The organism is Moraxella sp. K02, from assembly GCF_041154755.1.
Lineage (GTDB): Bacteria > Pseudomonadota > Gammaproteobacteria > Pseudomonadales > Moraxellaceae > Faucicola.
Genome location: NZ_AP031590.1, coordinates 1,595,958 through 1,607,012, shown reverse-complemented (window position 1 = coordinate 1,607,012; position 11,055 = coordinate 1,595,958). Strand labels below are relative to the sequence as shown.

The 11,055-nt window shown below is 43.5% G+C and carries 10 protein-coding genes; 6 read left to right on the top strand and 4 right to left on the bottom strand.

The window, feature by feature from the left end:
* The first annotated feature begins 278 nt into the window (after positions 1-278).
* The 3 genes from ACAM39_RS07175 (at position 279) to rnt (ending at position 3,917) form a co-directional block, all read left to right on the top strand.
* Positions 279-1,922, top strand: coding sequence for a hypothetical protein (locus ACAM39_RS07175; RefSeq protein ID WP_369627165.1), 1,644 nt, complete (start codon positions 279-281; stop codon positions 1,920-1,922).
* Positions 1,923-2,094: 172 nt separating this feature from the next.
* A complete protein-coding gene (gene pyrC / locus ACAM39_RS07170) occupies positions 2,095-3,177 on the top strand; it encodes a dihydroorotase (RefSeq protein ID WP_369627164.1) in 1,083 nt (360 codons plus the stop codon).
* 44 nt (positions 3,178-3,221) lie between these two features.
* Positions 3,222-3,917, top strand: a complete 696-nt coding sequence (gene rnt, locus ACAM39_RS07165; RefSeq protein WP_369627163.1) for a ribonuclease T — start codon at positions 3,222-3,224, stop codon at positions 3,915-3,917.
* Positions 3,918-3,988: 71 nt separating this feature from the next.
* On the opposite strand, the gene ACAM39_RS07160 is transcribed toward rnt, so the two are convergent.
* The 4 genes from ACAM39_RS07160 to ACAM39_RS07145 all read right to left on the bottom strand — a co-directional run bounded on the left by ACAM39_RS07160 (position 3,989) and on the right by ACAM39_RS07145 (position 7,649).
* Complete coding sequence (locus tag ACAM39_RS07160; protein WP_369627162.1) at positions 3,989-5,233, bottom strand: SEL1-like repeat protein; 1,245 nt, start codon at positions 5,231-5,233, stop codon at positions 3,989-3,991.
* Positions 5,234-5,380: 147 nt separating this feature from the next.
* Positions 5,381-6,010 carry a 3-oxoacid CoA-transferase subunit B gene (locus tag ACAM39_RS07155; protein ID WP_007114899.1) on the bottom strand — a complete coding sequence of 210 codons (630 nt, stop codon included), beginning with the start codon at positions 6,008-6,010 and terminating at the stop codon, positions 5,381-5,383.
* A gap of 17 nt (positions 6,011-6,027) precedes the next feature.
* Positions 6,028-6,735, bottom strand: a complete 708-nt coding sequence (locus ACAM39_RS07150; protein ID WP_060994364.1) for a CoA transferase subunit A — start codon at positions 6,733-6,735, stop codon at positions 6,028-6,030.
* A gap of 278 nt (positions 6,736-7,013) precedes the next feature.
* The gene (locus ACAM39_RS07145; RefSeq protein ID WP_100270231.1) at positions 7,014-7,649 is read right to left on the bottom strand and encodes an FxsA family protein; all 636 of its coding nucleotides are present in this window, start codon (positions 7,647-7,649) and stop codon (positions 7,014-7,016) included.
* Positions 7,650-7,919: 270 nt separating this feature from the next.
* Here ACAM39_RS07145 and ruvC point away from each other — a divergent pair, with 270 nt between their 5' ends.
* The 3 genes from ruvC (at position 7,920) to ACAM39_RS07130 (ending at position 11,019) form a co-directional block, all read left to right on the top strand.
* Positions 7,920-8,522, top strand: coding sequence for a crossover junction endodeoxyribonuclease RuvC (gene ruvC, locus ACAM39_RS07140; RefSeq protein ID WP_369627161.1), 603 nt, complete (start codon positions 7,920-7,922; stop codon positions 8,520-8,522).
* 141 nt (positions 8,523-8,663) lie between these two features.
* Positions 8,664-9,524: a formyltetrahydrofolate deformylase gene (gene purU / locus ACAM39_RS07135; protein WP_369627160.1), complete on the top strand. Its 861-nt coding sequence runs from the start codon at positions 8,664-8,666 to the stop codon at positions 9,522-9,524.
* A gap of 103 nt (positions 9,525-9,627) precedes the next feature.
* Positions 9,628-11,019 (top strand): MFS transporter, encoded by a 1,392-nt coding sequence (locus tag ACAM39_RS07130; RefSeq protein ID WP_369627159.1) that lies wholly within the window; start codon positions 9,628-9,630, stop codon positions 11,017-11,019.
* Positions 11,020-11,055: the final 36 nt, after the last annotated feature.

Below are 11,055 nucleotides of genomic sequence, written 5' to 3'. Positions count from 1 at the left end.
AATTACCAATTTTTCGATGAGCAGAAAATGTTACGTGATTGATGCTAAAATATAATTTTTGATGTTGTCTACTTTACTAAGTTTGCACAAAAGTTACAACAAATTCTAATCATAATTTGATGAATTTAATCGAAGTGAAATGGTAAGGTATCAACAAGATTTCTAAATTTAACGCTATTTTTTTAGAGAGCGTATAAAGAAGTTGCCCTGTATCTACGATATTGCTAAAAACTCACTAACCACCCCAAAGCCAAAAAATGTAAATTAAGTGACAAAATATGCTGTCAAAAAATCCTTCAACGCCTTGTAATATCATTGACCATATATCGTTATATCATTTTTGGGCAAACGCTCTGCCACCATTGCTACCGCTAGTCGCAGATGAGTCACACGTATCAATTTGTTATCTAAAAAAAGTCATGCCTGAGCTGTTCAAAGTTGTGCTTTATCAGTTATCGGCAAAAATTCAGCAAAATCCGTCATTAATCCATCAAAATTTGCCGCAGGTAACAGATAAGAATAGTTTTACCCCCGAATTTTTCACGACTTTAGTTACAAAAAAATTCCCTGAAAACGGCATTAATTTTGTAACTCTAAAACAACTTTCTAAAAATAGCCCATCGATTTTTGAGCAGTTGTTTGATGATGAAACCCAAAAAAAGATGATTGCCGGCGTGCTACTGGAAAAAACCCATCTGCCCTTAGATAACCTGTTAACTATTTGGCAAACCATCACTGCATTGGCGGTGATAAATTTGGCAGATATGATAAGTTCGCTACAAAATACCATAGAATCAAGGCAGATTACTGAGTGGCTTGTGATGCAGCCAGTTTTTTTTATGTCGCCACAAGATACAGGACTGATGAATGCAGTGGGTTTTAGGCGCGCTGTCAGTTTTCAAGCAATACAAAAACAGCAATTAAAATGGTCACAAATTCAAAATGTTGCGGACTTGTCTGTCTATCAACAGCATGTTATTCAGCAAATGGCTATTTATAAAGCGTCCAATTTTTTTAACATTGCGCCAATGACCATTCCGCAGGCTCACTTCAATCAACATGTGATTTCAAACGGTAACCGCCAAATAAACAAAGCGGTGACGTCAAACACACAAACAGCCACTTCAGCCAGCGATATTTTTGCCAAACCGCAAGTTCGCAAACCTGCTTATTGGATGGATAAGTTACAAAAAAATTGGATTGCGACCGCCACCGTATTATCTGTCGCCGTTTTTGGCGGGGTAGGCGCGTTGGTGAGCGTCAAAGATAAGCCTTCCGCCACTCAACCATCCGCAAAAATGTCAGTGGCACGCCCAGTTTATCACGATGTGGCGATAGTAAAAGTCGCCTCTGTAGCGGATATGAATAATCCGATAACAATGACTGAGCCTAGTAAAAAAGCAGCTATCTCTGAATTACAAGAGAATAATAAACCACGAGATAATCACAAATCACAAGATAATAAGCATTCAGCGCAAGCTGAAAAAGCGCGAGATACGAAAAAATCCGACGCAAAGCAGCCTAACAAAGACCGCAAAAAAACGACCAGCCCTGATTCTGGCACTGACTCTAACCGTGATTCTAGCCCTAACTCTAGAAATAATGCTAAAACAGATAACAAAAAAGCTAACTTAGCGACCAAAGGCGACAAGCAACCTTCTGAAAAAACCACTAGCGCTAGCAAAAAATCAGCAGCTAACGATAAAACTGTAAAACAAAAATCGCAGAAAGCCTCATCGTCAACAACCGCCACTGACAAAAAATCGGCTAAAAAGCCTGACAAAAAGGCAAATAACACGATAGATAATAAGGCAGATGACAAAGCGAATAAAAAAGTGGATAACAAAGCGAATAACAAGGTGGGTAATAAAGTAAACAATAAGGCGAATAACGAACCTAGCAATAAATCCAAAATCCATTAACACCGTTATAAAAACGACATAAACTGACGTATTATTTGTCGGTGTATGGGCCTTGCGAATATTTTCATGTCGTTTTTTGCCTAAAACTGCTATGATGCACAAGTTTTTCAACGCTTCAATTGTCGGTTTTTGACGTTTTTTTAAGGCATTCTCAAAACTGTTCGAGGAAATCATGAGCGCAGCGACTGCACCTATCAATACTTTTACTATTACTGCCCCTGATGATTGGCATATTCATTTACGGGACGGGCAAGCGCTTGCCACGACGGTGCCCCATGCTGCGGCCAATTTTCGCCGCGCTATTTGTATGCCAAATTTGGTGCCACCGGTCAAAACAGCCGCTGATGCCATCGCTTACCGTGAGCGTATTTTGGCGCAAGTGCCCAACGACAGTATCTCCCAGCAGTTTGAGCCATTGATGACGCTTTACTTAACCGAGTCACTGACGGCAGAAGACATTGAAGCCGCCGTTGGTTCAGGGGTAGTAAAAGCAGTCAAGTTATATCCTGCAGGTGCGACCACCAATTCTGCGGATGGGGTGAGCCATATCAATCATTGCACCGATGTATTTGCCAAGATGGAAGCGTTAGGTTTGCCGCTGCTTGTGCATGGTGAAGTGACGCACCATCATATTGATATTTTTGACCGTGAAAAACGCTTTATTGATGAAGTGATGGTCAATCTCATTGATAAATTTCCAAAACTAAAAATCGTCTTTGAGCACATTACCACCAGTGATGCCGCTGACTTTGTGTTGTCACAGGGCAAAAATGTTGCAGCGACGATTACCCCGCAGCATTTATTGTTTAATCGTAATCACCTGCTGGTGGGCGGGATTAAACCGCATTTTTATTGCTTGCCGATTTTAAAACGCCAAAGTCACCAAAAAGTATTACTAGATGTGGCAACCAGTGGCAATCCCAAATTCTTTATTGGTACTGACTCTGCGCCCCATGCGACGCATACCAAAGAAAATGCTTGCGGTTGTGCAGGCTGTTATAGCGCATCGATTGCGCTGCCCTTGTATGCCCAAGCCTTTGAAAGCGTGGGCAAACTTGACAAGTTAGAAGGCTTTACCAGTATTCACGGCGCAAAATTTTATGGCTTACCTATCAATAGTGATAAAGTCACCTTGGTGCGTGAAGCATGGCAAGTCCCCGAGCATTATCCTTATCTTGACGGTAAAGATTTGACCCCGTTGATGGCTGGACAAACGCTGGACTGGAAAGTGATGCCATTTAATTTAGCCGTATGATTTTTCACCCTTTATTTTTTCTGTTTTTTTCCGCAAGGTAACGTATGACCACCACAACTGAACCCATGACTATTGCCAACCGTTTTCGCAATTACTTGCCCGTGGTGGTGGATGTAGAGACAGCAGGGTTCAATCCAAAAACCGATGCCTTGCTTGAGATTGCCTGTATTCCAATTTTGATGGATGATGCCGGGCGTTTTTACCCAGGGGAGGCGGTCAATGCCCATATTGAGCCGTTTGAAGGGGCAAATCTTGAAGCGCGCGCCCTGCAATTCACCGGCATCAATCCCCACAGCCCGATGCGAAAAGCCATTGCCGAAGATGAAAAAACCGCCATTCGCCGTATTTTTAAATACTTAAAAACGGTGCGCCAATCCACCCAATGTACCAAATGTATTTTGGTGGGGCATAATGCGCATTTTGACCTGGGCTTTTTAAATGCTTTAATTGAGCGTACCAATAGCAAAAATCAAAGCCAATTTCACCAGTTCTCCGTGTTAGATACCGTCACCTTATCCGCGCTTGCGTTTGGTCAAACGGTACTGGCGAGAGCATGCAAACTCGCTGGACTAGAATTTGATGGCAATGAAGCGCATTCTGCCTTATATGACACCCAGAAAACGGCTGAATTGTTTTGTTATATCTTAAACAATTATCCGCTGCTGACGCCAAACTTGGCGAGCGATGAGCCTAATGATGAGGACGTACTAGTGCAATCTGACGGCCCAACTGATGGCTAAATTTTTTTAAATGCTGTGATTTGGATGTTTAACCTTGTTTAATACCCAAATTACGTCATTCATCCAAATCTTTAAACTTTAACTGCCACAAATATCAGTATCATGAACATAATCAGCGCCGCAGTCGCAAGCGCCATTTTTTTGCCATAGCTAGTATCTTCGCGTTGGGTTTGCTTGAGTAATGACAGGGTGGCAATACCTTGTGAAATTCGCATGGCGTCAGGGTGACCATGTGCCGCAGCCAGCTCTAGCCAGTATTTACCGATCTCGTTATCTTGCTCGACCCCATGTCCTGCATAGTAGAGTTTACTGAGTAATTTCTCCGCACGATTATCATGCTGCGAGGCTGCTTGTTGCAACAGTAGCAAAGCTTGTTGGGAGTTTTGAGAAATCCTGAGTAAGTGATTGCCTTCAAATAGCCACAGCGCTTGACGAAGTAATGCATCAGTAAGACCATTCTCGGCAAATTTATCAATCACTTGTACGGCTTTTGCCAAATTGTCTGCTGATATAGGGTTTTCCCCTACATTTTCTGCTGGGAAATTTTCTTCGAGTACATCATTTTCTAATAAATTGTTTTCTAATACGTTGCTTTCTAATAAATTGCTTTCTAATAAATTGCCACTTGATTGCGCTGTTTGAATCAGCGCAACTGCTTTTTCATACATTGTTCGGCTTTGTTCTGCTATGTCTAAATCAAGCCATTGAATGGTCTGCAAATCCTGTGCAAGCTCGCCAAAAATCGCATGTTTGTTGACTATTGCCTGTGATTCGGCAATGGATTTGCGCTGATTGAGCAGTCCTTCATGCAGTGTGGGGTTGAGTAGCGCGGCTTCAACTTCTGCCCTGTAGCGGGCGATTTCTTGTGCTTGGCGTTGCTGTTCTTGTTGTTGTTTTTGCTGTTCAATCTGTTTGGCTTGGGCTCTTGCTTGCGCAATGACTTGGCGATTTGAGCGTGTTTTTGATGGGATTTTGCTAGTTAGCGATTGAGAAGTAAGGGGTTTTTTGAGCGAAGTGGGCGCCGCCGATGACGCCGTTTGTTGAGCCATGTGCACAGATTTATCAGTAGCAAGGGTGACATTTTCTGATACTGCTTCATGATCATTGGGCATAACCATGATATTGGGCTCATCAATCACCGGGGTGATTTGCATCACTGTTTGGCTAAAATCTGGCACCTCGGTAAAGTCAAACCGATAAATTTGCGGCAATGCCACCCCGTCATCGGCTGCCATCTCATTGGGATACTTACGATCAATCAGCGGATTGTCTTCATCGGTGATAAATTTGGGATGAGATAAGCGAGATGCAATCATGGTGTTGGATAAATGTTGATAGTGATGCCATTATAGAGGACAAATCAGCGAAAGTAAAAAAGCCAAAACCATAATAAAGGACAGCGTCACTGTCCTTTTAATGGCAATTTAACGCTGACTTGTGACAGCGTTATTATTTTACAGCTGTTATTGTGCAATGGTTACAGGTGTTTTTGATTGTAATTCTTCAAACGTGACACCGTCTGCCAGCTCAACCAGTTTTAGACCGTTATCGGTCACATCCATGATGGCTAAATCAGAGATGATACGATTCACCACTTTTTTGCCTGTCAGGGGTAGCGTACATTCAGCCAATACTTTTGGCTCACCATGTTTGTTGGTATGTTCCATCAATACAATGACGCGTTGAACGCCTGCGACCAAGTCCATCGCGCCGCCCATGCCTTTAACCATCTTGCCAGGAATCATCCAGTTGGCAAGATCGCCATTGTCTGAAACTTCCATCGCCCCCAAGATAGCAAGGTTGACTTTGCCGCCACGAATCATGGCAAATGATTGTGAGCTTGAAAAAAAGCTCGCACCAGTCGCTGTGGTGACGGTTTGTTTGCCCGCATTGATTAAATCTGGGTCAACTTTATCGGGTGTTGGGAATTCATCAATCCCAAGCAGCCCATTTTCTGATTGGAGCCAAACGTTGACGCCTTCTGGAATATAGTTCGCCACTAAGGTCGGTAAACCGATACCTAGATTGACATAAAAGCCGTCTTGTAGTTCTTTAGCGGCTCTTTGTGCCATTTGTTCACGAGTCCATGCCATGGTAATCTCCTTATATCCTAGTTTGTCTGTTCTTTGGTCGTCACTTTTTCGATGCGTTTTTCTGGGTTGGCATTGACCACGATGCGATGCACATAAATACCCGGCAAATGAATTTGGTCAGGGTCTAGCTCGCCAGTTTCCACCAACTGCTCAACTTCGACAATGGTGACTTTACCTGCAGTGGCGACATCTGGGTTAAAGTTACGCGCCGTTTTGTTAAACATCAAGTTACCTGCTTTATCGGCTTTTTGGGCTTTGACCAGTGCCACATCAGCGACTAATGAGCGCTCAAGGATATATTGACGACCGTCAAATTCACGCTCTTCTTTACCTTCAGCAATTTGGGTGCCTACGCCAGTTGCGGTAAAGAACGCAGGGATACCCGCACCCCCGGCACGCAATTTTTCAGCTAGCGTCCCTTGTGGGGTCAATTCAACTTCCAATTCACCCGATAAAAACTGCCGTTCAAATTCTTTGTTTTCACCGACATAAGATGCAATCATTTTTTTGACTTGGCGAGTCTCTAGCAATAATCCCAAACCAAAACCATCGACACCCGCGTTATTGCTGATACAGGTCAAATCTTTAACGCCGCTATCTCGCAACGCTTCAATTAAAGCTTCGGGGATACCACACAGACCAAAACCACCCACCGCAATCGTTTGTCCATCTTTGATGACGCCTTCAAGTGCGCTAGCTGCACTGTCATATACTTTGCTGGTCATACATTCACTCCTTGTCGCTAACCAATGTTGTTAATATCATTTACCAAAAATAAAAACATTTACCAAAAATAAAAATCACGCTCAAACCTAAAATTTCCAAAACGAAACAGATTGTATCGTTATAGGTTTTATATAACAAATTTCGTCTTAAGTAAATCACATTGCAGGAATTTTTGCAAAAAGTAAACCCAGTTTTCGCAAAAATAGGGCATAAAAAAAGGCATCCTAGGGATGCCTTAAGTTTATTAATTTTTAACAGTCAATTTTTTATCCATTGTCTAGTCATCATTGGCAGAGCGGGTGATGCGTTTGGCGTTCGAGTTGACCGTTTTGGCTTGTCCGTCAATGGTCGTGCCAAATTTACCGCCGTTGTTATTTTTGCTACCAAAGCCCCCGAACGGATTTTGTCCGCCCATACCGCCAAATGGATTTTGACTGCCAAAGGGGTTTTGTCCACCCATGCCACCAAGACCCCCTAAGCCCCCCATTTTTGAGGGATCGATACCGCCCATTTTGCTTGCCATCATTTGCATCAATTTTTCTGGGTTTTTAGTGGCATAGTCTTTGGCAAAGGCTTTGAACTTATTTTGTACCGCAGGTAATAGCACAATAAGTGCCGCAATATCACTCAAAATACCGGGCAGTACCAACAAGATACCTGCCACCGCAAAAGCAATCGCTTTCACTACGGAGTTTTCATTGGGGCGCATCGCAGGGTTAAGCATGGCGGCTTGGGCTTGTCCAGCCATCGGTTTTAAGGTGGCTATGCCTTTTTTAATGAGTGCTGCACCCACAAAGCCCGCTACGACAAACCACAAAAACACCCACCAGCCACTGACAAATTGTGCGATTAGATACCAAATCAGCATCTCAATAATCAACCAGACAATGGCAATCCCAACTATGTTTCCCATGAAAATACGATTCCTAAATTGTGAATAAACTATAAAGAACAAACGATGAATCATTAACCAGTGCAATAATGATGGGGGTAATGAATAAAACTATCAAATAGTTTTTTAAAATTCAGCAATTTTTTCGTTAAATTTTTGATAAATGCTATAATTTGACTACATTTTTAGTTTTGATATTTTCAGTTTCGGTGTTTTTAGCTTCGACTGCATTTTTAGCAAAATTGTTTTGTGGGTATCTTTTTTTACGAGTATGTTTTACGAGCATCTTTTATGAGTATCTTTATTGGTATTGACCCAGGCTCACGTCTGACAGGCTATGGAATCATTCGGTTGAGTGGGGATAAACTTGAACATTTGGATGCAGGCACGATTCATGCTTACAGCCAAGGGGAAACCATGCCCGAGCGGTTAAAGCGGATATTTGATGGGGTTAGCCGTATCGTTGAGCATTATCAAAAATATACCAATGAACCCATGACCGCCGCCATCGAGCAAGTATTTATGGCATCAAACCCCGATACCGCGCTTAAGCTTGGGCAGGCGCGGGGTGCAGCGATTGCCGCTATGGTTGCCAAAGATTTGCAAGTAGCTGAATATACCGCGCGGCAAATCAAACAAGCGGTATGTGGCTATGGCGCAGCAGACAAAGAGCAGATTCAGCTTATGGTCATGCGCTTGTTGAGCCTTGAGATACAGCCGCAAGCGGATGCGGCAGATGGCTTGGCGTGTGCGATTTGTCATGCCTACCATAGTCAGACACTGAATAAATTGCTCGGCGGTGCAGCCCTAATCGGTGGTCAAAGCGCAGGTGGACGCTCAAAGAAAAAAGGACGCTGGCGCTTGACCGACGTTGATTTGGGTAATTTAAGTTAAAAGGCAGGTTAAAAGGCAGGGGGTAAACGAATCTCAAGAAAATTTTATATCCAACAAGGCTTTTGACGGGTTTAGACTTCTTTGTCAGCACAAAAATCGCTACAATGGCATCTTTTGAAAACTGAACACAAGAAGTACCTCATGAGCCAACTAGCTACTGCAACTTTATTGATCAAATGCCAAGACCGCGCAGGCATTGTGCAAGCTGTATCCGAATTTTTTTATCGTTATGGCGCCAATATTATCAGCCTTGACCAATACTCGACTGAGCCCGAAGGCGGTCAATATTTTATGCGCCTTGAATTGGCTATCAATGATTTAGACAATATCATCGATAATATGAAAGGCAGTTTTGAGCATACCGTCGCCCGCATCTATCAAATGGAATGGAAACTATTTGACAACAGCAAACGTAAAAAAGTGGCGATTTTGGTGTCCAAATATGACCATGCACTCCTTGATTTGCTGTGGCGTTGGCAACAAGGGCAATTAGATTGTGAGATTACCTGTGTCGTCAGTAATCACCATGATTTGCGCCAAGCGGTAGAAAATTTTGGTGTGCCATTTCATCAAGTAACTGTGAGCAAAGACAATAAAGTACAAGCAGAAGCCGAGATTCAAGCGCTGGTAAAAGACTGTGATTTGTTGGTGCTGGCGCGATATATGCAGATTTTGTCCGCTGAATTTACCGCCGCTTGGCACATGAAAATTATCAATATCCACCACTCATTCTTGCCAGCCTTTGTCGGCGCTGATCCATACCGCCAAGCCTATGAAAAAGGCGTCAAACTGATTGGTGCCACCGCGCATTATGTCACAGCCGACCTTGACCAAGGACCGATTATTGAGCAAGACGTGCACCGTGTCAGCCATCGCCACCATGTGGCAGAATTGCGGGCGATTGGGCAAGATGTCGAGCGTAGCGTGCTGACCCGTGCCGTGCGTTGGCATCTACAAAACCGGGTGATTGTCACAGGCAATAAAACCGTGGTATTTAACTAATTTTTCATCCGTTATTTGCTATCATTGCAGTTTATCTTGTTATTAGGGCGTAGGTTTTACGCCCTTCTCATTATTATAAAAATAATTTACCTGTGGTAGTCCTATGCCGTTATCAAAGTCGCCAGCGCCACCATCCAACACTCATTTGACCCACTATAAAACCTTAGGCTTACTACTTACCTTATATTTGGCTCAAGGCTTGCCCGCAGGATTTATCACCCAAGCCTTGCCAGCGATTTTACGTGAATACAAAGTCTCACTGGTTGCCATTGGTTGGTCGGGGCTGATTTTGGTACCTTGGGGGCTTAAATTCTTGTGGGCTACTGTCGTGGACGGCTATTATTCACAAAAAATCGGACGCGCCAAAAGCTGGATTTTGCCGATGCAAGGGCTGTCGATTGTCATACTGGTTGCGGTGGCATTTTTTGAACCGCATAATTTGGCACAGACCAGTTCGGTGATGAGATTGTACGGGATGTTATTTACCTTAAGTCTCATTGGTGCGACACACGATGTGGCGACCGATGGGCTAGCAACCCGTTTGCTTAAAACGGCTATGGCGCCCAAAGAACCGCTGACCCACGATATGCCTGCGCCTGATTCGGTGACTCAGACGACCAATCACCATCATCGCCAAAGCCAAGGCAATGCGGTACAAGTCATCGGCTATCGGCTGGGGCTTATTGTCGGTGGCGGTGTTTTACTGATGCTGTTACAACAATGGGGCTGGCGCAACAGTTTTCTTGCCATGGCGGCTTTGGTGGCAATGAATACCGTGCCCATTGTGTTTTTTAAAGAGCACACCCACACCTCGGTTATACCTTCCAAAAAACAAGTACAGTCAGTAAAATCTGGCAGTTTTAAGGCACTAAAAAATTACCTTAGCCACCATTATCAGTATTTCTGGTCATCGCGAGAGATGCTGGCTTGGCTAGGGGTGTTATTGACCTATAAAATTGCTGATGGTATTTCAAGCGGTATGGTCAAACCGATGATGGTCGATGTCGGTATCAACTTGCAGCAAATTGGCTTTTGGGCAACTATTTTGGGCTCTGCAGCCTCAGTCGCTGGGGCAGGGGTCGCCACAATCTTGATGAAACGACTCACTCGCTTTACGTCACTGCTATATTTTAATCTTGCCCAAGCGCTGACCACAGGGTTATATGGCTTGGTCGCTTATGGGTTTTATCATCAATTTTTGACTGATTTTTTGTGGCTATATGCCGTCAATGCGCTGGAGCATTTTTGTGCATCGTTGGCGCTGATTGCGATGCTCACGACCATTATGCATTATTCACGCCCTGCCAATGCGGGGAGCGATTTTACCGTGCAGGTTTGTCTGTTGACGGTGTTGGGCGGCTCAGCGCATTTTGCCAGCGGCTATATGGCGCATTTTTTGGGCTATCAATGGCATTTTTGGGTGAGTATGTTGATTGGTTTTGTGTGCCTTGTACCAATAATTTACTGGCATAAATTACAAAATAATGAGAAATAATTTCATTTTTAATTGATTTTTGATATTTTTGACCAT

Bases quoted from the DNA above. Each gene is read 5' to 3' on its own strand.
- rnt (WP_369627163.1), top strand. From the start codon at position 3,222: ATGACCACCACAACTGAACCCATGACTATTGCCAACCGTTTTCGCAAT.
- ACAM39_RS07145 (WP_100270231.1), bottom strand. From the start codon at position 7,649: ATGGGAAACATAGTTGGGATTGCCATTGTCTGGTTGATTATTGAGATG.
- ACAM39_RS07175 (WP_369627165.1), top strand. From the start codon at position 279: ATGCTGTCAAAAAATCCTTCAACGCCTTGTAATATCATTGACCATATA.
- ruvC (WP_369627161.1), top strand. From the start codon at position 7,920: ATGAGTATCTTTATTGGTATTGACCCAGGCTCACGTCTGACAGGCTAT.
- purU (WP_369627160.1), top strand. From the start codon at position 8,664: ATGAGCCAACTAGCTACTGCAACTTTATTGATCAAATGCCAAGACCGC.
- ACAM39_RS07160 (WP_369627162.1), bottom strand. From the start codon at position 5,233: ATGATTGCATCTCGCTTATCTCATCCCAAATTTATCACCGATGAAGAC.
- ACAM39_RS07150 (WP_060994364.1), bottom strand. From the start codon at position 6,735: ATGACCAGCAAAGTATATGACAGTGCAGCTAGCGCACTTGAAGGCGTC.
- pyrC (WP_369627164.1), top strand. From the start codon at position 2,095: ATGAGCGCAGCGACTGCACCTATCAATACTTTTACTATTACTGCCCCT.
- ACAM39_RS07155 (WP_007114899.1), bottom strand. From the start codon at position 6,010: ATGGCATGGACTCGTGAACAAATGGCACAAAGAGCCGCTAAAGAACTA.
- ACAM39_RS07130 (WP_369627159.1), top strand. From the start codon at position 9,628: ATGCCGTTATCAAAGTCGCCAGCGCCACCATCCAACACTCATTTGACC.